Genomic DNA, 20683 nt, shown 5'->3' with positions numbered 1-20683 from the left:
AAATCGACGGAGATGGCGGGCGTCCATCTCAGGCCAGGTCGTTGACGCAGCGCAGCACCGGCCGGGAGGTGAGCGCCTCGGCATCCAGCGGGCACGTGGTGCTCACCGTGAAGACGACGCTCTCCCCCGGCAGCAGCGTCACCAGGGCCCGGTCCACCTGCGCGGCCGGATCGAGGCGGTCCGGGAACAGCGTCAGGTCACGCAGCACCGTCCGCGCGGTCACCCGGACGCGCCGGCCGCCGCCGGTCGGCTCGACCGCCGCGTCCCACTGCGCCGCCGGCCACCGCACGTCGCGGTCCTCGGCGAAGAACCACAGCGCGCGCTCCGCTGCGTCCCCGGCGTCCGCGACGAGCAGTTCCGCGCGGCCGTCGTCCGGCCGCGCCACCTCCGCCGGCAGTTCCACCACGACCGAGGAGTACGCGGGGACGTCGAGGTGGACCGAGGTCTTCGCCCTCGGCTCCCCGGTGAGGGCCAGCCGGGTGACGGTGGCCGGCCCGCGCCACGCCTCGGCGGTCTCGTTCACCGCCACCAGCGCCGGCCCGCCGTCGCGCGGCTGCACCGTCAGCAGCCGGTCGGCGTAGGCGCGGCGCAGCGCGTACCACAGGGGTTTGCGGCGCCCGTCGCCGTCGATCGCCGACCAGGACGTGACCGGCCAGCAGTCGTTGAGCTGCCACACGACGGTGCCGGCGCAGACCGGCCGGTGCGAGCGGAAGTGCTCCACGCCGAGCTGGATGGCGCGGGCCTGGTTGAGCTGGGTGAGGTAGTGCCAGTCGTCGAAGTCGCCCGGCGGCGGCAGGTGGGCGTCGAGCCCGCGCCGGAGCTTGCGGTCCCCGTCGGCGGCCTTCTGGTGGTGCGCCATGCCCGGCGAGTCGGGCGCGAGCGGGTCGTCGGAGAGGGCGCGGCGCAGCGTCGCGTACGCGGGCGGCGCCTGGTAGCCGAACTCCGCCACGAACCGGGGCACGTAGTCCCGGTAACGGGTGTAGTCGTCGGTGTTCCACACGTCCCAGACGTGCGTGGTGCCGTGCGCCGGGTCGTTGGGGTGAAGCTCCTCGCTGCCGGACCAGGGGCTCCCCGGCCAGTACGGGACGGTCGGGTCCAGCTCGCCGACGATCCCCGGCAGCAGCTCCAGGTAGTAGCCGCGTCCCCAGGTGCGCCCGGCCAGGGGTTCCTGCCAGTCCCAGTCGTGCCAGCCCCAGATGTTCTCGTTGTTGCCGGTCCAGAGCACCAGCGACGGGTGCCCGGCGAGGCGGGTCACCTGCTCCCGCGCCTCCGCCTCGACCTCGGTGCGGAACGGTTCCTCCTCCGGGTACGCCGCGCAGGCGAACAGGAAGTCCTGCTGCACCAGCAGGCCCATCTCGTCGGCGAGGTCGTAGAAGTCGTCGGACTCGTACCGGCCGCCGCCCCAGACGCGCAGCAGGTTGACGTTCGCCCCGGCCGCCTGGCCGAACCGCTGCGCGAGGCGGTCGCGGGTGACCCGGTTGGGGAACGCGTCGTCGGGGATCCAGTTGACGCCCCTGACGAACACCGGGACGTCGTTGACGTGCAGCGCGAACGGGGTGCCGTGGGCGTCGGGCGTGGTGTCCAGCCGTACCGAACGGAACCCGACCCGGCGGGACGCGGCGTCCAGCTCCCGGCCGTCGGCGCCGTGCAGGCTCACGTCGAGGTCGTAGCGCGGCTGGTCGCCGTACCCGATGGGCCACCACAGCGCGGGGTCCGCGACGGTGAGCGTCACGACGGCGGTCCGCTCCCCCGCCGGTACGGCGACCTCGGCGGCGACCCCGGCGACGGCGGCGCGGACGGTCAGCGGCTCGTCGCCGGCCCGCTCGACCCGCGCGTGCAGCTCCACCCGGCCGGTGCCGCCGACCACCGTGACGAGCGGCCGGACCGACGCGAGCCGGGCGGTGGACCAGGCGTGCAGGCCGATCTCCTGCCAGATGCCGGCGGTGACGAGCGTCGGTCCCCAGTCCCAGCCGAAGTTGCAGGCGGTCTTGCGGATGAAGGGGAACGGCTCCGGATAGGCGTTCGGCCGGTCACCGAGCCGGTCCCGGTGCGCCTCGGCGTACCGGTACGGGGAGTCGAAGCGTACGGCCAGGGTGTTGCGGTCCGGGCGCAGCAGCGCGCGGACGTCGAAGCGGTACGAGCGGTGCTGGTTCTCGGTGCGGCCGACCTCGACGCCGTTGAGCGTCACGGTGGCGACCGTGTCGAGACCGGCGCAGACCAGATCGATGCGGTCCTCGTCGCCGGGCTGCCCGGCGAACGTGGTCTCGTAGACCCAGTCGGTGCGGCCGATCCAGGTGAGGCGGTTCTCGTTGTCGTCCCGGTACGGGTCGGGGATGAGGCCCGCCGCGAGCAGGTCGGTGTGCACGCAACCCGGGACCGTCGCAGGCACCGCCGTCCCGGCGATCTCCGGCGGCACCGCCGGGCCGGGCTCGGCCCGCAGCGTCCACCCCTCGTGCAGCAGCGTTCGACGGCTCACGACTTCACCGCGCCTTCCATGATTCCGCGGACGATCTGACGTCCACCGATGAACAGCATGACCAGCAGGGGGACGGTCGCGATGAACGCGCCGGCGAGCACCCGCCGGTAGATCACGTAGTTGCCGCTGGCGAGGTCGGAGACCGCCACCATCGACGTCGGGTAGTCGGTGCCGCTGAGCGTGATCAACGGCCACTGGAAGTCGTTCCAGGTGGCCACGAACGTGAGCAGGCCGAGCACCGCCAGGGCCGGACGGATCGCGGGCAGCACGATCGTCGCGTACACCCGCATGGTCGTGGCGCCGTCGACCCGGGCCGACTCGATCAGCTCGTCCGGGACGGTGTTCACGATGAACTGCCGCATGTAGAACACGCCGAACGCGGTGACCAGGCCGGGCGCGATGACCGCGAGCAGCGTGCCGTTCCAGCCGAGCTTGCCCATCACGATGTAGAGCGCCACGATGCCGAGCTGGTTGGGCACGGTGAGCGTGAGCACCACGAACAGCATCAGCGCGCGGCTGCCCCGGAAGCGCAGCTTGGCGAAGGCGAAACCGGCCAGCGAGCAGAAGAACAGCACCGAGGCGGTCACGACGGCGGAGACGATGACGCTGTTGACGAGCGACGCGGCGAAGTAGACGTCCTGGAGGGAGAAGACCTCGTCGACGTTCGTGAAGAAGCGGTCGCCGGGGATCACCGCGGGCGGTAGCTTCGCCAGCGCCTCGTCGTCGCTGGTGGCGATGACGAACATCCAGTAGAGCGGGAACGCGGCGAACAGCATGCTCACCGCGAGCAGCAGGTAGGTCCCCAGTCCGGCCGGGGTGTCCTGTGGGGCCCGGGCCACCACGCGTCGCGTCGTCACCGGCGGCCTCCGGAGAGTCGGTTGGTCAGCAGGTAGTTGACGCCGGCCACGACCAGGATGATCAGGAACAGCGCCCAGGACATCGCGGCGGCGTACCCGAGGTTGAGGTCCTTCCAGCCGACCTTGTAGATGAGCTGGGCGATGGTCTGCCACTCACCGTCCGGCCCGCCGGTCGCCGCCTGCGCGTTCGGGTCGAACAGCATCGGCTCGGTGAACAGCTGCAACCCGCCGATGGTGGACAGGATGACGGTGAACAGGACCACCGGCTGGATCATCGGGACGGTGATCCGCCAGAGCTGCTTCCACTGCCCGGCGCCGTCGATCGCGGCGGCCTCGTACACGTCGCGCGGGATGGACTGCATGGCGGCCAGGTAGAGCAGCGCGTTGTAGCCGATCCACTTCCAGTTGACCATGGTGGCGATGGCGATCCAGGCGTGCAGCTTGTCCGCCCGCCAGTCGATCGGGTCGTCCGGGCCGCCGATGCCGAGCAGGCCGAGCGCCCAGTTCGCCATGCCGAAGTCGCGGGAGAAGAAGACGCTGAACACCATCGTCGAGGCCACGATCGGTGTCACGTACGGCAGCAGCACACCCACCCGCCACCACGTCTGCGCCCGCAGCTTGCGGTTGAGCAGCGACGCGACGAGCAGCGCGAGCAGCAGTTGCGGCACTGTGGAGAGCAGGAAGATGCCGAACGTGTTGGCCAGGGCGTTCCAGAAGTCCTCGTCGGCGACCAGCCGGCTGAAGTTCTCGGTGCCGGCCCAGTACGGCAGCGTCGGGTCGTCCAGGCGGTAGTTGCGCAGCGACACGACCGCGTTGAACAGCAGCGGGAACAGCCCGAACACGAGGAAGAGCAGGAAGAACGGCGCGATCATCAGGTACGGCATGTACCGCATGTCGAAGCGGTACAGCCGGTCGCGCCAGCTCATCCGCCGGTCGGCTGCCCCGGTACGGCCGCGCTTGCGGGCGGGTGGGCGGCCGGGCGGCGCGGGCGCGGCACGGGTGCTGGACATCTGTTCACTCCAGGGCCGGGAGATCGGACGGTGACGGGGCGGACCGGGCCGCCCCGTCACCGCTGACAGGTCAGGACGTGGCGGCCTTCTCGGCCTCCTTGACCGCCTCGGACCAGGCGGCGTCGGACTTGAGCGACTTGTTCTCCACCCGCCGGATCACGTTCTCCACCGCCACCCGGGTCGGGCCGTTCCTGCGGCCCAGATACTGCGGGGTGAGGCCCTGCGCCATCTTCGGGAAGATCTGGCCGACCGGGGCGTCGTTGAAGAACGGGTTCTTGAAGTCGGCGATCGCCGGGTCGGTGTAGAGCGCCGGCTGCGACGGCAGGTTGCCGACCTTCTTGAAGATCTCGATCTGCTGCTCCGGCGCGACCAGCCAGGTCAGCAACTTGTACGCCTCGTCGACGTTCTTGCCCTGCTTGGGCAGGGTCAGGAAGGAGCCGCCCCAGTTGCCGCCGCCACCGGGTACCGCGGCGATGTCCCACTTGCCCTCGGTGCCGGGCGCGGTGTCCTTGATGTGGCCGAGCATCCAGGCCGGGCAGGCGAGCACCGCGAACGCGCCGCTGGTGAAGCCCTTGTCCCAGTCGGCCTGGAAGCTGACCAGGTTGGCCGACAGCCCGGCGCCGACCGCCTTGACCGTGTAGTCGAACGCGACCTTCGGGCCCTGCTCCATCCGTAGCTGGTCCTGCTCGTCGTAGAACCCGACCGGCTGCTGACCGAGGATCGGGTTGAACAGGTTGGTGCCGGCGTCGATGAACTTCTTCTTCGTCGTGGCGGTGTACTGCCGGCCGACCTCGACGAACCTGTCCCAGGTGGGCCAGAGGGCTGACACCTGGTCGCGTTCGGTGGGCAGGCCGGCGGCCTTGAACAGGTCGGTGCGGTAGCACATGGCCAGGCCGCCGACGTCGGTGCCGAGGCCGATCTGCGTCTTGCCGTCCGCCGACAGCGACTGCTTCCACTTCCAGGGCAGGTACTTGCTCTCGTACGAGCCGGCGCCCTTGTCGAGCAGGTTGACGAACTTGTCGGACTGACTGCGGAACTGGACCATGAAGCCCTCGTCGATCGCCGCGATGTCCGGCGCTCCATTGCCCGCGACGAGCTTCTTCTGCAGGTCCTCGTGCTGGGCGTTGTACTCGCCCGAGTTGAGCTGGATCTTGACGTTCGGGTGCTCGGCCTCGTACTTGGCCTTCAGATCCTGGAGCCCGAAGTCGCCCCAGAAGTTGATTTTCAGCGTGACCTGACCACCGGCCGAGTCCGAGCCGCCGGTGGTGCTCCTGCCGCTGCAGGCGGCGATCATGACCAGGCTGACGGCACCGACGGCGGCCACGCGCGCCAGGTGCGTCCAGGACCGTCTCATCTCATCCTCCGCGCCGAATGGAAACGCTCCCGAATATCGAGAGACGTTGACTGAACCGGATAAGTGACGCCACCGTACGGTTCCCATTCATGACTGTCAACGGTCGGTTACCGATGTGCTGGTCCGTTAACCTTGCCGCCGCTCACACCCGAGGTCCGGGCCGCTCGTGGCAGTCCTCGGGTGATGCCCGTTCTAAGCTGAACCGCACAAGCGCCGGCCGCCGGAACCCGTTCACCACCACCGACGGCGGCACCCGGGACCGGCACGGCGTGCAGTAGCGTCACCAGACGCCGGTGATCCGGCGACCGGAAGCGCCCGCGAGGGCCGGACACAGTGGAGGAACGCTTCGGTGAAGCGGCCGACCATCGCCGACGTCGCCCGGCGCGCCGGGGTCTCCAAGGGCGCGGTGTCGTACGCGCTCAACGGCCAGCCCGGCGTCTCCGAGACGACCCGGCAACGGATCCTCGCCATCGCCGCCGAGATCGGGTTCCGCCCGAGCAGCGCCGCCCGCGCGCTGTCCGGAGCCACCGCCAAGGCGGTCGGGCTGGCGCTGTGCCGCCCCGCCCGGATACTCGGCATCGAGCCGTTCTTCATGGAGCTGATCAGCGGCGTCGAGGCCGAACTGTCGGCCCGCTCGTACGCGCTGACGCTTCAGGTGGTCAGCGACCAGGAGGCCGAGATCGCCGTCTACCGGCGGTGGTGGGCCGAACGCCGGGTGGACGGCGTGCTCGTCTGCGACCTGCGCACCGACGACCGGCGCGTACCGGCGCTGGAGGAACTGCAACTGCCGGCGGTGGTGATCGGCGGACCGGGGCACACCGGCGGCCTGGCGAGCGTCTGGGCCGACGACGCGGCCGCCCTGGTGGAGACCGTGGAGTACCTGGTCGCGCTCGGCCACCGGCGCATCGCCCGGGTCGGCGGTCTGCCCTCGTTGCTGCACACCGAGATCCGCACCGAGGCGTTCACCGGCGTGTGCCGGCGGCTCGGGCTGGACGAGGCGACCACCGTCTGGTCCGACTACACCGGCGAGGAGGGTGCGCGGGCCACCCGCCGGCTGCTCAGTTCCGCCGGCCGTCCGACCGCGGTGATCTACGACAACGACGTGATGGCGATCGCCGGACTGTCCGTGGCCCAGGAGATGGGCCTCACCGTGCCCGGCGACCTGTCCATCGTGGCCTGGGACGACTCACCGCTCTGCCGCCTGGTGCACCCACCGCTCACCGCGCTGGGCCGGGACATCCCGGCATACGGCGCGCACGCCGCCCGGCAGCTCCTCGCCGTCATCGCGGGCGAACCGGCCACCGTCGTCCAGGACGAGACGGCGCACCTGACGCCGCGCGGCAGTACCGCCCCACCTCGGGCAACACCTCGCTGAACCGGTTCAGCTCACCGGGCGGTGGACGGGTGCTCCTCGAACCACGCCTCGACCCGTTCGGCGGTAGCCGGCCGGGCCAGCGCGAAGCCCTGCCCGTACCGGCAGCCGGCCCGCCGCGCGCCGGCCACCTGCACCTCCGACTCCAGTTCCTCGACCACCAGCTCCACGCCGAGCCGGTCGGCCAGGTTCGCCACCACGTCGATCAGCGGACGCTGCCCGTCCCCGCCCGGACCCACCAGATGCGGGCCCACCTTGAGCAGGTCGATCGGCAACCGGCGGAGCTGCGCGAGCGAGGCGTGCTCGGCCCGGAAGTCGTCCAGCGCGATCCGCACGCCGAGCGACCGCAGGCCGGCCAGCCGGGCCACCACGGTGGACAACTCCGCGCCCACCACCGGCTCGGACACCTCGACCACGAGCCGTTCCGGCACCACGTCGTACGCGGCCAGCGCGGTAGCGGTGCGCGCCACGAAGTCCGGCGCGGCCAGCTCACGCGGCGTCACGTTGACCGCCATCCACAGATCACGGCCGCCCTCCGACCACGCGGCGAGCTGCCGGCAGGCCCGGTCCAGCACCCACCGCCCGATCTCGCCGGTCAGGTCCAGGTCGGCCGCCACCGGCAGCAGCTCCGCCGGCAGCACCGTGCCCAGCGCCGGGCTGCGCCAGCGCAGCAGCGCCTCGGTGCCCACCGGCATCCGGTCGGCGAGCGCCACCACCGGCTGGTAGACCAGGTCCAGCTCACCACGCGCCACCGCGCCCGGCAGCTCCCGCTCCAGATCCAGGCGTCGGACCAGCTGCTCCTCCAGGTAGGCGTCGTACCACTCGACCCGGTCCCGGCCGAGCTGCACCGCCCGGCGGCGGGCCAGGTCCGCCTGGCGCAGCACGTCCTCCGGATCGCCGCCGCTGGTCTCGGCCAGCCCGACGCTCACCGCCAGCCGGGCGGCGCCTCCGGGCCGGGGGTACGGCTCGGCCAGCGCCGCCAGCAACCGGATGCCGAGCGCGTACGCGAGCACCGGCCCCCGATCGGTGAGGACCGCGTACTCGGTGTCGCCGAGCCGGGCGACCAGATCGTGCGTCTCGGAGCCCGCCCGCAGCCGGCGCGCGGCCTCGATGAGCACCGGCCCCTCCGGCACCGCGCCACCGGTGCCGTGCAGGTCGACGACGAGCAGGGCACCGCCGCTGCGTTCCGCCATCGCCCGGACCAGCTCGGCGCGCGTCAGCGGCACGGGCCCGGCCCCCCGGGCGTCCGGTCCGAGCCGCCGCCGCAACCACGCCTCGCGCGCCGCGAGCCGTTGCACCCGGCGCCGCTGGTCGGCGGCGGTGAGCAGTTCCCCCACCATGATCGGCGGGATGACCGCCAGACCCAGGGCCATCGCGCCGGTGCTGAACTCCCCCGCCGTCATCAGGTGGACCCCGGCGGCCAGCGCGGCGATCCCGGCCGGCGCGGTCAGGCGGGGCCACGCGGCCGGCGTCACGTCCCGGCCCGGCCGTTCACCGCCCGAGGTACGCCGGGCGCCGGCGGCGGTGAGCAGCGCCCCGGCCACCAGCGGCGCCGCGACGAGTGGCAGCGCCCGGTCCGGCGCACCGTAGGCCAGCAGCACCACGAGCAGCGTGAGCCCGCCGAGCGTCAGCGCGGCTCCGGCGTGGCAGCACGCGGCACCGGGCCGGCGGCGACGTTCGGCGAGGGCCGCCACCGCGAGCACGGCGAGCACCACCGCACCAGCAGCCGCCACCGTCGCGGCGACGGCCGGGACCGGGCCGCCCGGCAGCAGCATCCAGCCCGCGAAGACCAGGCTGACGCCGAGCGCCAGCACGTCGACGGTACGGCGCACCAGCTCCGGGCCGGACAGCCGCGACCGGCCGGGCAGGCGCAGCAGGGCCGTCACGTGCAGCACCCCGGTGAGGCACAACCCGGCGAGGGCGATCGGCAGCCGGTGCGCGGAATCACTCAGCGGCAGCACCGCGACGGTGAGCCCGGCGGTCAGGACGGCGCTGTCGAGGATGGCGGCGACCCGGCGGGACAGGGCCGCCCGTCGCGCCCGCCGCCCGGTCGCCGCTGCGCCGTGCGTCGGGGCGGTGTCCGTCGTCTCGCCGGCGCGCCACCGGAACGTGACAACCTGCTGCGGTCCGGGCTGCCGCGGTCCGGGTTCGGCGGCTCGTCGTCCGGGTGCGGGCCTGTCGATCGGTGCCGGCCTGTCAGTCGCAGCGGGCCCGTCGGTCGGTGCGGGGGCTGCGGGATGGTCGGTCGGTGCGGCGGCTGCGGGACGGTCGGTCGGTGCGGCGGCTCCGGCCAGCCAGGCGAGCCGGACGCAGGCGAGGGCGAACCCTCCGGCGACGGCGAGCGCGGCGGCAGCGGGGCCGGGCAGGGCACCGGCGACGCCGGCGAGGAGGAAGACCGCGCCGGTGAGCGACACGGCGACATCGGGCAGGGCTGATCGCCGACGGGGATCGGCGGGAGGGGGGACGGGCACGGCGGTCGCCTTCGTGAGGGGACACGGGGGCGGTGCGGTTGCGGTACGCGGTACGACGTGCGGGGTCGGGGCAGGCGGGGACGCATCGGCGGGGACCGCTGCGGCCACGCCTAGAAACGATCCCGGAAGCGCCCGGTGACGTCACCGCACCAGTGACGTCCGTCACATCAACAGACGTCACGGCGACGGCCCCGTCCAAGATCGACGCCGCTCGCTTCCGCGTCGCCTCCCGACACAAGACGCGGCAGATCTTGGTACCGAGCCGCCCCGGAAAGGGCGGAGCCGTACCAAGATCTGCGGCGGGCCGCGTGCGGCGGGAGAGGGCGGGCGCGGAAGGGCAGCCCGCGGCGGAGTAGCCGGATGGGGCGGGGGGACGCCCGGGGGGTGGGGTGGAGGGGCCGGATGGGATTATCGGGGGGTGAGCCGCGCCGATACCGTCCGTTTCCGCCACAACCAGGCCATCCTGGTCGCCGCGATCGTCGCCGCCATCGGCGCGCTGCCCCTGGCCTCCGCCCGCTGGTGGCTGCTCTGGGTGCTGCTCGTACCGCTCGCCGCCGCGGTCTGGGCGTGGCGGGCCGGCACCGACGCCGACGCCCGGGAGCTGCGGCTGCGAGCGCTCGTCGGGCAGCGCCGGGTGCCGTGGACCCGGGTCGCCGAACTCGCCGGTGACCCCAGGGGAAGGGCAGTCGCCCGGCTCGACGACGGCGAGGTGGTGGTGCTGCCGGCGGTACGCGCCACCGAACTGCCCCGGCTGATCGCCGTCACCGGGCAGGAGCTACCGGACGCCGACCGCGACCGGCAGACCGGCGATCAGTAGCCGTCGACCACCCGGTTCGTCAGCTCCTCCCCTGCCACGTACCGGCGCAACTGCTCGCCCACCAGGCGGTACGCGCGGGGCAGCAGCCCGCGTACCGAGCCGGCGACGTGCGGGGTGAGCAGAACGTTCGGCAGCTCCCACAGGGGATGGTCGGCGGGCAGCGGTTCCGGGTCGGTGACGTCCATCGCCGCGCGCAGGCGGCCCGAGGTCAGCTCGGCGACCAGCGCCGACGTACGGGCCACCGGCCCTCGGGCGGCGTTGACGAGCAGCGCGCCGTCCGGCATCGCGGCGAGGAAACGCTCGTCGACCATGCCCCGGGTCTGCTCGGTCAGCGGCACCAGCAGCACCACCACGTCCGCCTCGGGCAGCAGCGCGGGCAGCTCGTCCACCCCGTGCACGCCCTGGTCGGGGCGCGGCGTACGGGCCACCAGCGTGAAGCTCACCTCGAACGGGGCGAGCCGGTCGCGTACCGCGGTGCCGATCGAGCCGGCGCCGACGATCAGCACCCGCTTGCCGGCCAGCTCGTCGGTGGGCGCCACCTCGTCGTACGCCCACTCGCGCCGGGCCTGCGCCCGGGCCAGCGGCGCGAATCCGCGCAGCGAGGCGAGGATCGCGGCGACCACCCATTCGGCGGTGGGCGAGTCGTGTACGCCCCGGGCGTCGCAGAGCGTCACGCCGTCGGGGATCCGTCCCACCCAGGCGTCCGCCCCCGCGGAGAGCAGTTGCACCACCTCGACGTCGGGCAACTCGGCCAGGAGCGCGCCGGCGTCGGGGCCGGACAGGAACGGCGGCACCCAGAACCGCACCCCGGCCGGGGACGACGGAAGCCGCCGCGGGTCGTCCAGCAGCTCCACGGTGACGCCGGGTGGCAGTTCGCCGAGCAGCCGGCGGCCCTCGGGGTGCGGGATCCATACCTTCACGATCGCCGACGATATCGGCCCCGGACCGGCGGGCGCGGCGTGACCCGTGACGAACACCGCGCCGGGAATGGAGTGGCGGTCCGGCGGGGTATAACCGAGAACGGGATGCCGCTCGGGTGTTCCGCTTGCTGAGGGCGGTGGCGATGAGCGAGGACGGCCGGGACCGGGTGTCCGTGCCGATTCCGGCGCTCGCCGACCCCGACCGGTTGCGGTCACTCGACGAGACCCGGCTCGACGCCGTACCGGACGAGGCGTTCGACAGGTTCGCGCGGCTGGTCGGCGACCTGCTGGACGTTCCCGTCGCGCTCGTCTCCCTGGTGGACTCCGAGCGCCAGTTCTTTCCCGGCGCGACCGGCCTGCCGGAGCCGTGGGCGGCCCGCCGGGAGACCCCGCTGAGCCACTCGTTCTGCCAGCACGTCGTCGACATCGAGATGCCGCTGGTCCTGCCCGACGCCCGCCTCTACCCCCGGGTGCGCCTCAACCTGGCCGTCGAGGACCTGGGCGTGGTGGCGTACGCGGGCATGCCGCTGACCGACCTGGACGGACGGGTGCTCGGCTCGCTCTGCGCGATCGACAGCAAGCCCCGGGCCTGGACCAAGGAGCAGATGCGTACGCTCGCCGACCTGGCCGCCGCGTGCTCCTCGGAGCTGCGGCTGCGCATCGCGGTACGCGGTGCGGAGCAGGCCCGCCGCCGCGCGGAGGAGGCGCACGACCGGCTCGCCATGCTGGCCGGGATGAGCGAGATGCTCGGCGGCACGCTCGACGTGGCCACCGCTGTCGACCGGCTCGGGCACGCGATGGTGCCGCTGCTCGCCGACTGGTGCCTGATCACGCTCGTCGACCCGGCCGGGCGGCCGCGCACCGTCACCGGCGTACACCGGGAAGCCGAACGCGCGGGCGACATGGCCCGCTTCGCCGAGTTGCTGACCACCGGGCTCGGCGCGGACTCGCAGATCCGGTCGGTGCTGCGTACCGGCCGGCCGGTGGTGCGGGCCGTGGCCGGCCTGGACGACGTGGCGCGCGGCACCACGCGCCCGGAACTGGTGCCGCTCGCCGAGCGGCTCGGCGTGGGCTCCCACCTGACCGTGCCGATCACCGCCGCCGGGGACCGGGTGATCGGGGCCGTCACGCTCGTCAACCGTGCGGGGCGGCGCGGTTTCGACACCAGCGACCTGCGCACCGCGCAGGACATCGGGGTACGCGCCGGACAGGCGGTCGGCAACAGCCGTCTCTACGGCGAGCAGCGCCACGTCGCCGAGGTGCTCCAGCACAGCATGCTGCCGAGCCTGCCGGCCGTGCCGGGGATCGAGCTGGCCGCCCGCTACCTGCCGGCCGCCGACCGGGTGGAGGTGGGCGGCGACTGGTACGACGCCTTCGTCCAGCCCGACGGCGAGCTGATCGCCGCGATCGGTGACGTCGCCGGGCACGACATCGAGGCGGCGGCCACCATGGGCCAGTTGCGCAACCTGGTGCGGGGCAACGCGTACGGCCGGGACGATCCGGTGGAGGATCTGGTGGCCCACCTCGACCAGGCCATGGGCGGCCTGCGGGTCCCCACCGTCGCCACCGCCGTGCTGGCCCGGGTCCGCCCGGCCGACGACGGGCTGAGGGTCTCCTGGTGCAACGCGGGGCACCCGCCGCCGCTGCTGGTCCGCGTCGACGGCACGGTCTCGGTGGCGGAGGGGCGCGGACCGCTGCTCGGCCTGGCCCGGCCGCCCCGGCGCACCGGCCGGACGCTGACCCTGGCACCGGGCGACACGCTGCTGCTGCACACCGACGGGCTGATCGAGCGCCGGGACCAGCCGATCGACGAGGGACAGGCCGAGCTGCTCGCCCACCTCGAGGCCGGCGGGCCGGGCGTACCCCTGGACCTGCTCTGCGACCGGCTGCTCGCCGCCGCGCACCGGCGCGAGGACGACGTCGCCCTGCTCGCGCTGCGCGCCGGCTGAACCGGCACCGCCTCCTCCGAACGGCCGGACGCGCCCCGCCGTGCCCGCGACGTGCCCGGTTCGCCGGTTCACCCGGCTAGGCTGGGGCGGGTGAGCCCGCGTCTTGCGTACCCCCGTGTCCGCCGCCTCCGGACGGCGCTGGCGGCGTCCTGCGCGGCGCTGCTGCTGGGCACCGCCGGCTGTGCCCTCGGCGAGCCCGAGCCGGATCCGGCCGGGGCGCCGCCCAACCTGCCGACGCCGTCGAGCACCGCGAGTCCCGGCGGAGCCGGTCAGCAGGTGGTCGCCACCGTGCTGGCCAAGGGGCTGGAGGTCCCCTGGGGCATCGCGTTCCTGCCCGACGGCGGGGCGCTGGTGACCGAGCGGGACAAGGGACGGATCCTCCAGGTCGGCCCGGGGTCCGGCCCGGACGGGCTGGCCGTGCGGCCGGTGCAGACCCTGCCGGACGTGGCCGCCGGTGGCGAGGGCGGGCTGCTGGGCATCGCTGTCTCCCCGGCGTACGCCCGGGACCGCACGGTCTTCGTCTACTACACGGCCGAGAACGACAACCGGATCGCGAAGATGCAGCTCGGGGAGGCCCCGAAGCCGATCCTGACCGGCATCCCGAAGTCCGGCACGCACAACGGCGGCGGGCTGGGGTTCGGGCCGGACGGCCACCTCTACGCGAGCACCGGTGACGCCGGGCGCACCGAGAACGCCCAGGACGCCAAGAGCCTCGGCGGCAAGATCCTGCGGATCACCCCGGACGGCAAGCCGGCGCCGGGCAACCCCACCGCCGGGTCCCCGGTCTGGTCGACCGGGCACCGTAACGTCCAGGGCTTCGCCTGGACGCCGGACAAGAAGATGTACGCGGTGGAGTTCGGCCAGAACACCTGGGACGAGATCAACCCGATCAACAAGGGCGGCAACTACGGGTGGCCCCGGGTCGAGGGCCGCGGCGACGACAGGCGCTACGTCAACCCGATCGCGCAGTGGCCCACCGGTGACGCCTCCTGTTCCGGCCTGGCCGCGGTGGACCGTCTGCTCGTCGCCGCCTGCCTGCGCGGCCAGAGGCTCTGGCTGGTGGAGCTGGCCGGCAACGGCACCGTCCTCGGCCAGCCGCGTGACCTGCTCACCGACCGCTACGGTCGGCTACGGGCCGCCGCGGTGGCGCCGGACGGCTCGCTCTGGGTGAGCACCTCGAACCGGGACGGGCGGGGTACACCTGCCGCCGAGGACGACCGCATCCTGCGACTCGTCTTCGCCGACGGGGGCGCCGGCCGGAGCTGATCCGGGCCGGGCGGGTTTGTCAAGATCGCTCAAGGGGCAGGTCAGAATCTCAGCATGGACGGCCACGAGAACGAACAGCACCGCACCGGGGACGAGACGTCTCCGGAGCGCGGGCGCGCCCGCCGCCTGGCGGCGTGGCGGCCCGGTCACCGGCTGCGCCGGCTGGGTGTCGTGCTTGCTCTGTTCGCGGTCACGCTCGGTGGCATCGTGATCGGCACGTACGCGGGCGGCCACGTCGGCACCGACATCGGCCCGTTCCGGGCCGAGTTGAAGCTCAGCCCGTCGCTGTCCGGCGGCACCACCGTCGACATCCCGCCGCTGGGCGCGCTGCTGCTGGACAGCCACGACGGCCCGGCGTACCTCACCGTCGAGGTGGGCTCGCTGGACCAGGGGCGCACCGAGGCGCTCATCGACGACCCGGCCAGCATCAGCCGGGCCAGCCAGTCGGCCGTCCAGGACGTCCGCGACGGCGTGATGCGGCTCGGGCTGCGTACGCTCGCCTCGGCCGTGCTGGCCACGCTGCTGCTGGCCGCGCTGGTCTTCCGGGACGTCCGTCGTACCGCCTGGGCCGGCGGTCTGGCGCTGGTCGTGACCGCCGGCAGCCTCGGGGTGGCCGCGAGCACGTTGCGCCCGCAGGCGATCGAGGAGCCACGGTACGAGGGCCTGCTGGTCAACGCGCCGGCGATCGTCGGTGACGCGCGCCGGATCGCGAACGACTACACCAAGTACGCCGAGCAGCTCCAGCGACTGGTCGGCAACGTCAGCAAGCTCTACACCACGGTCTCCGCCCTGCCCGTGGTGCAGCCGTCGCCGGGCACCACCCGGGTGCTGCACGTGTCGGACATCCACCTCAACCCGACCGGCTGGCAGCTGATCCGCACCGTGGTCGAACAGTTCGGCATCGACGTGGTGGTCGACACCGGCGACATGACCGACTGGGGCAGCGAGCCGGAGGCCTCGTTCGTCGGCTCGATCGGCCTGCTCAAGAAGCCGTACGTGTTCATCCGCGGCAACCACGACTCGCCGCGTACCGCCGCCGCGGTGGCGCAGCAGCCGAACGCGATCGTGCTGAACAACTCGGTCACGACTGTGGGTGGGCTGACCATCGCCGGCATCGGCGACCCCCGCTTCACGCCGGACAAGGAGACCTCGCCGGCCGGCAGCGGCCTCACCTCGGCCGTCGCCGACCAGGTGATCGGCGCCGGCGAACAGCTCGCCGGCACGATCGAGAAGTCGCCGCGCAAGGTCGACATCGCGCTCATCCACGACCCCGCCTCGGCCGGCCCGCTCTCCGGCACCTGCCCGCTCGTGCTCTCCGGGCACACCCACTCCCGGCAGGTGTCGAAGCTGCCGCAGGTGGAGGGCAAGCAGCCGACCACGCTGATGGTGGAGGGCTCGACCGGCGGTGCCGGGCTGCGCGGCCTGGAGGGCGAGAAGCCGACCCCGTTGACCATGACGGTGCTCTACTTCGACCAGCAGAAGCTGCTCCAGGCGTACGACGAGATCACCGTGGGCGGCACCGGGCAGTCGCAGGTCAACCTGGAGCGGCACGTCATCCGCGACCCGGCCAAGGGCGACCAGGTGCCGGTCACCCCGACCCCGACCCGCGGCCCCTCCGAGTCGCCCTCCCCGGGTACGACCACGCTGAGCCCCACCCCCACGAGCTGACCGCACCGCTTTTCTCGCCGCCTCCCCTCACGCGGTCGATCCGGTGCTCTACCGCATCAACACCCGGTCACTCCGCGTCACGAGGCCGCCCGGCACCGGGTTGCCCCGACGCCGCCTTTGCTCTGCAGCCATCGGCGCAGCAGGCACCGAGAGTCGCCGCGTGGGCGGGTGCAGAGCGGTGGTGCGCCCGTGCCACCCCAGCTCAGAGCGGTGCTGCGGATATGGCTGCAGAGCAAAGGGGCCGCGAGGTGATCCCTGAGGCCGCCAGAGCCGGTTACTCACCGCAACCGAGCAGTCCATTACTTTCCGTGATGAGTGCCCTCTACCGCGTCGGCCGGATCCGCCAAAACGCAGACCGCCGTCCCAGAATCGAACCGGGAGCGCCCGGGCACCGCCGGGCACCGCCGGGCACCGCCGGCAGAGCCGAGAGAGCCGGGAGGCCGGCCCTGCACCGCGACGACCCGGGGCCGCCCGGGATGTCCGGCCGGCCCCGTGGATGGCGTGCGGTCAGCGCGAGGCAGGCGCCTCAGCGCAGCGCGATCGCGGCCAGCGCGGCGTTGACGATGCTGCCGGGCAGCAGGTCGTGCAGCTCGTACAGCTCGCGGACGCTGCCGGACTGGCCGAACTCGTCCACACCGAGCGGCACCGCCGGGGCGCCGACCGCCGAGCCGAGCCAGGCCATCGCGTGCGACGCCGCGTCGTGCACGGTGACCACCGGCACCCGATCGGCGAACGCCGACCGCAGCGCGCCCGGCACGCTCGGCACGGTCGCGGTCCGCACGCCCTGGCGCAGCGTCCGCTGCCACGCCCGGTAGAGGCGGTCCAGGCTGGTCACGTCCACCACGTGCGCGGCCACGCCCTCCTCCGCCAGCTCCGCGGCGGCCGCGAGCACCTCCGGCAGCACCGCGCCGGAGGCGGCGAGCTGCACGACCGGGGCGTCAGCCAGATCGGGGTACGCCTGGTGCGCGTCCACGAGCCGGTACGCGCCGGCCACCACCTGCCGCCGCAGCACCGCGTCGCCGAGACGCGTACGCGCGGCCTCGAACGGCGCCTGGTCGATCGGCCGGGTGCTCAGCCGGAAGTAGTACGCCCCGTCCTCGGCCGGCGCGGCGGTGGCGGCCGGCGCGGCGCCACCGGCGATCTGGCCGAGCGCGTCGCAGAGCAGCCAGTCGAGGCTGCCGGCGTACGCGGGCTCCAGGAACGTCACCCCGGGCAACTCCAAGCCGACCGAGGCGGTGATGGTGGACTGGTGCGCGCCGCCCTCGGGCGCCAGCGTGATGCCGGACGGGGTGCCGGCCACCACAAATCGGGAACCGGAGTACGTGCCGTAGAGGAACGCGTCGAGACCGCGCAGCACGAACGGGTCGTAGACGGTGCCCACCGGCAGCAGCGGCTGGCCGGACAGGTCCCACGACAGGCCGAGCTGGCCCAGCAGCAGGAACAGGTTCATCTCCGAGATGCCCAGCTCGATGTGCTGCCCGGCGGGGCTCTCGGTCCAGCGCAGCATCCGGTCCTCGGTCCAGGAACGCTGCTCGGTCGGGGCGAAGACGCCGGTCTTGTTGATGAACCCGGCCAGGTTGGTCGAGGTGGCCACGTCCGGCGCGGTGGTCACCAGGTAGGGCGCGACCTGCGGATCGCGGGCCAGGTCGACCAGCACCCGCCCGAAGACCTCCTGGGTGGAGACGGGCTTGTTCGCGCGTACCCTCGTGGTTTCCGGAACGGTGACGCCCAGCGCCCGCTCGCGCGGCGCGCGGGACAGCGCCTCCCGGCGCTCGCCGGCCCGGATGCCGGCCGGGGACGCCGGGTCGAGGCGGTCCCACTCGGTCTCGGCGGTGAGGCCCTGCGCGGCGCGCAGCGCGTCGACCTGCTCGGTGGTGAGCAGCGCCGAGTGGTTGCGGGGGTTGCCGGCGATCGGCAGGCCCCAACCCTTGACCGTGTACGCGAACACGACGCTGGGCCGGTCGGTGACCGCGTCGCACTGGGCGTACGCGTCGAGCATCGCCTGCGCGTCGTGCCCGCCCAGGTCCGTGACGAGCGGACCCAGCTCGTCGTCGCCGATGTCGGCGACGAACGCGGCGACCTCGGCCGGCGCGCCGTCCAGGAACTGCTTGCGCAGCGCCGGCCCGGCCAGCCCGAACAGCGACTGGTACTGCTCGTTGGGCATCCGGTCGATCCAGTCGCGCAGCGCCGCGCCGCCCGGCCGGGCGTACGCCTCGGCGAGCCGACGGCCGTACTTGACCTCCACGACGTGCCAGCCGGCCGCCTCGAACTGGCCGCGCCACTGGTTGATCCGGATGCCGGGGACGACCCGGTCCAGCGACTGGCGGTTGAAGTCGACGAGCCACATCACGTTGCCGAGTCCGGTGGTGGCCGGGTCGGCGACCGCCTCCCAGATATTGCCCTCGTCCAGCTCGGCGTCGCCGATGATGGCGACGAACCGGGAGTGCGGGCGCGCGCCGAAGTGGGCGTCGACGTAGCGGCGGGTGACGGCGGCGAACAGCGGCGCGGCGGCGCCCAGGCCGACCGAGCCGGTGGAGAAGTCCACCTCGTCCGGGTCCTTGGTGCGCGACGGGTACGACTGGAGCCCGCCGCGCGCCCGCAGCTTCGGCAGGTACGACTTGTCGAGGTTGCCGAGCAGGTACTGGATCGCGTGGAACACCGGCGAGGCGTGCGGCTTCACCGCGACCCGGTCCTCGGCGTCCAGGTGGTGGAACCAGAGCGCTGTCATCGCGGTGACCAGGGAGGCGCTGGACGCCTGGTGGCCGCCGACCTTCACCCCGTCACCGGTGTCGCGGTCGTGGTTGGCCGCGTCGACGATGCGGGTGGCGAGCCAGAGCACCCGGCGCTGGATCTCGTCGAGGACGTCGAGGTCGTGCTGGTTCACGGTGACTCCATCCGGGCGTCGCCGTTGACGCCCTGTCCGGGGGTGGCGAGGCGTTAGGAAGGGCCCCTTCCCATGCACCAGGCGTTAAGAAGGGGCCCTTCCTTACGCACGTCAGGCGCCGAGGCGCGCCAGGATCAGCTCGCGGACGGTCTTCGCGTCCGCCTGACCACGGGTGGTCTTCATGACCGCGCCGACGAGCGCGCCGGCCGCCGCGACCTTGCCGCTGCGGACCTTGTCGGCGACGTCCGGGTTGGCGGCGATCGCCTCGTCCACGGCGGCGGTGAGCGCACCGGTGTCCGAGACGACCTCCAGGTTGCGGTTGGTCATGATCTCGGTCGGCGAGCCCTCGCCGGCGACCACGCCCTCCAGCACGGTACGGGCCAGCTTGTCGTTGAGCTTGCCCGTGTCGACAAGGCCCTGCAGCTCAGCGACCTGAGCCGGGGTCGCGCCCACGTCGGCCAGCTCCACGCCGGTCTCGTTGGCGCGGCGGGACAGCTCACCCAGCCACCACTTCCGGGCGGCCGCCGGGGTGGCGCCGGCGGCCACAGTCGCCTCGATCAGCTCGACCGCGCCCGCGTTCACCACGGACTGCATGTCGAGATCGGACAGGCCCCAGTCCTGCTGGATCCGCTTGCGACGCAGGCGCGGCAGCTCCGGCAGGGTGGCCTTCAGCTCGGCCACCCACGCCGTGTCCGGGGCGAGCGGCACCAGGTCCGGCTCCGGGAAGTACCGGTAGTCGGTGGCGGTCTCCTTGGACCGGCCCGACGTGGTGTCGCCGGTGTCCTCGTGGAAGTGCCGGGTCTCCTGGGTGATCCGGCCACCGGCCTCGAGCACCGACGCCTGGCGCAGCATCTCCGAGCGGACCGCCCGCTCGACCGAGCGCAGCGAGTTGACGTTCTTCGTCTCGGTGCGGGTGCCCCACTCCTCTCCCGGCCGGTTCAGCGACGTGTTGACGTCGCAGCGCAGCGAGCCCTCCTCCATCCGCACGTCGGAGACGCCGAGCGAGCGGATCACGTCACGCAGCTCGGCGACGTACGCGCGGGCGACCTCGGGCGCGAGCGCGCCGGTGCCCGGGATCGGCTTGGTGACGATCTCGACGAGCGGGATGCCGGCCCGGTTGTAGTCGACGAGCGACTCGGTGGCGCCGTGGATGCGACCGGTGGCGCCGCCGACGTGCAGCGTCTTGCCGGTGTCCTCCTCCAGGTGCACCCGCTCGATGCCGATGCGCACCAGTTCGCCGTTCACCTCGACGTCCAGGTAGCCGTCGAAGCACAGCGGCTCGTCGTACTGGCTGATCTGGAAGTTCTTCGGCATGTCCGGGTAGAAGTAGTTCTTCCGGGCGAAGCGGCACCACTGCGCGATCGAGCAGTTCAGCGCCAGCCCGATCCGGATGGTCGCCTCGATGGCGGCCTTGTTCGCCACCGGCAGCGAACCGGGCAGGCCGAGGCAGACCGGGCAGACCCGGGTGTTCGGCTCGCCACCGAAGTCGGTCGGGCAGCCGCACCACATCTTGGTGTTCGTGCCCAGCTCGACGTGGGTCTCCAGGCCGATCACCGGTTCGAAGCGCGCGACGACCTCGTCGTACGCGGGCAGTGTCGTCGTCATCTGAGCTCCAGGCGCGATCCGGACAGAACCGTTC

Annotated in this window: 13 protein-coding genes; 5 read left to right on the top strand and 8 right to left on the bottom strand. The window is 73.1% G+C overall.

The genetic code is table 11. From position 1 onward, the window contains the following. Nucleotides 1–28 precede the first annotated feature (28 nt). From ACQP26_RS06595 to ACQP26_RS06580, 4 genes are all read right to left on the bottom strand, one after another. Nucleotides 29–2476, bottom strand: coding sequence for a glycoside hydrolase family 2 protein (locus ACQP26_RS06595; RefSeq protein ID WP_433495225.1), 2448 nt, complete (start codon nucleotides 2474–2476; stop codon nucleotides 29–31). Continuing rightward, nucleotides 2473–3333 carry a carbohydrate ABC transporter permease gene (locus ACQP26_RS06590; protein ID WP_281578800.1) on the bottom strand — a complete coding sequence of 287 codons (861 nt, stop codon included), beginning with the start codon at nucleotides 3331–3333 and terminating at the stop codon, nucleotides 2473–2475. Before ACQP26_RS06590 ends, ACQP26_RS06595 begins: the two co-directional genes overlap by 4 nt. After that, entirely contained in the window at nucleotides 3330–4343 is a 1014-nt protein-coding gene (locus tag ACQP26_RS06585) for a carbohydrate ABC transporter permease (protein WP_433495224.1), read from the bottom strand. The genes ACQP26_RS06590 and ACQP26_RS06585 overlap by 4 nt, the downstream gene beginning before the upstream one ends. Nucleotides 4344–4413: 70 nt before the next feature. Beyond that, the gene (locus ACQP26_RS06580) at nucleotides 4414–5697 is read right to left on the bottom strand and encodes an ABC transporter substrate-binding protein (RefSeq protein WP_433495223.1); all 1284 of its coding nucleotides are present in this window, start codon (nucleotides 5695–5697) and stop codon (nucleotides 4414–4416) included. A gap of 349 nt (nucleotides 5698–6046) precedes the next feature. On the opposite strand from ACQP26_RS06580, the gene ACQP26_RS06575 reads away from it, so the two are divergent. Continuing rightward, on the top strand, nucleotides 6047–7072 hold the full coding sequence (locus ACQP26_RS06575) for a LacI family DNA-binding transcriptional regulator (protein ID WP_269701619.1): 1026 nt from the start codon (nucleotides 6047–6049) through the stop codon (nucleotides 7070–7072). 11 nt (nucleotides 7073–7083) lie between these two features. Here ACQP26_RS06575 and ACQP26_RS06570 read toward each other — a convergent pair whose 3' ends face one another. Further along, nucleotides 7084–9540 carry an EAL domain-containing protein gene (locus tag ACQP26_RS06570; RefSeq protein WP_433495222.1) on the bottom strand — a complete coding sequence of 819 codons (2457 nt, stop codon included), beginning with the start codon at nucleotides 9538–9540 and terminating at the stop codon, nucleotides 7084–7086. Nucleotides 9541–9958: 418 nt separating this feature from the next. On the opposite strand from ACQP26_RS06570, the gene ACQP26_RS06565 reads away from it, so the two are divergent. Continuing rightward, nucleotides 9959–10357 (top strand): PH domain-containing protein, encoded by a 399-nt coding sequence (locus ACQP26_RS06565; protein WP_269701621.1) that lies wholly within the window; start codon nucleotides 9959–9961, stop codon nucleotides 10355–10357. On the opposite strand, the gene ACQP26_RS06560 is transcribed toward ACQP26_RS06565, so the two are convergent. Continuing rightward, complete coding sequence (locus tag ACQP26_RS06560) at nucleotides 10351–11277, bottom strand: 2-hydroxyacid dehydrogenase (protein ID WP_269701622.1); 927 nt, start codon at nucleotides 11275–11277, stop codon at nucleotides 10351–10353. The genes ACQP26_RS06565 and ACQP26_RS06560 overlap by 7 nt on opposite strands. Before the next feature lie 143 nt (nucleotides 11278–11420). On the opposite strand from ACQP26_RS06560, the gene ACQP26_RS06555 reads away from it, so the two are divergent. The 3 genes from ACQP26_RS06555 (at nucleotide 11421) to ACQP26_RS06545 (ending at nucleotide 16160) form a co-directional block, all read left to right on the top strand. Beyond that, nucleotides 11421–13226: a SpoIIE family protein phosphatase gene (locus ACQP26_RS06555; RefSeq protein ID WP_433495221.1), complete on the top strand. Its 1806-nt coding sequence runs from the start codon at nucleotides 11421–11423 to the stop codon at nucleotides 13224–13226. A 90-nt stretch (nucleotides 13227–13316) separates the two neighbouring features. After that, nucleotides 13317–14492 carry a PQQ-dependent sugar dehydrogenase gene (locus ACQP26_RS06550; protein WP_269701625.1) on the top strand — a complete coding sequence of 392 codons (1176 nt, stop codon included), beginning with the start codon at nucleotides 13317–13319 and terminating at the stop codon, nucleotides 14490–14492. 54 nt (nucleotides 14493–14546) lie between these two features. Then, nucleotides 14547–16160, top strand: coding sequence for a metallophosphoesterase family protein (locus tag ACQP26_RS06545; RefSeq protein ID WP_269701626.1), 1614 nt, complete (start codon nucleotides 14547–14549; stop codon nucleotides 16158–16160). Between the two features lie 526 nt (nucleotides 16161–16686). On the opposite strand, the gene ACQP26_RS06540 is transcribed toward ACQP26_RS06545, so the two are convergent. Continuing rightward, a complete protein-coding gene (locus ACQP26_RS06540) occupies nucleotides 16687–19044 on the bottom strand; it encodes a transketolase-like TK C-terminal-containing protein (protein ID WP_433495220.1) in 2358 nt (785 codons plus the stop codon). A gap of 111 nt (nucleotides 19045–19155) precedes the next feature. After that, complete coding sequence (gatB, locus tag ACQP26_RS06535; protein WP_433495219.1) at nucleotides 19156–20649, bottom strand: Asp-tRNA(Asn)/Glu-tRNA(Gln) amidotransferase subunit GatB; 1494 nt, start codon at nucleotides 20647–20649, stop codon at nucleotides 19156–19158. Between the last annotated feature and the right edge of the window lie 34 nt (nucleotides 20650–20683).

Origin of the sequence: Micromonospora sp. CA-248089, assembly GCF_050948515.1 — a bacterium.
Classification (GTDB): domain Bacteria; phylum Actinomycetota; class Actinomycetes; order Mycobacteriales; family Micromonosporaceae; genus Micromonospora.
The sequence above is the reverse complement of the archived record's forward strand: the minus strand, read 5'-3'. Positions and strand labels throughout refer to the sequence as shown.

Bases quoted from the DNA above. Each gene is read 5' to 3' on its own strand.
- ACQP26_RS06545 (WP_269701626.1), top strand. From the start codon at position 14,547: ATGGACGGCCACGAGAACGAACAGCACCGCACCGGGGACGAGACGTCT.
- ACQP26_RS06585 (WP_433495224.1), bottom strand. From the start codon at position 4,343: ATGTCCAGCACCCGTGCCGCGCCCGCGCCGCCCGGCCGCCCACCCGCC.
- ACQP26_RS06580 (WP_433495223.1), bottom strand. From the start codon at position 5,697: ATGAGACGGTCCTGGACGCACCTGGCGCGCGTGGCCGCCGTCGGTGCC.
- ACQP26_RS06555 (WP_433495221.1), top strand. From the start codon at position 11,421: ATGAGCGAGGACGGCCGGGACCGGGTGTCCGTGCCGATTCCGGCGCTC.
- gatB (WP_433495219.1), bottom strand. From the start codon at position 20,649: ATGACGACGACACTGCCCGCGTACGACGAGGTCGTCGCGCGCTTCGAA.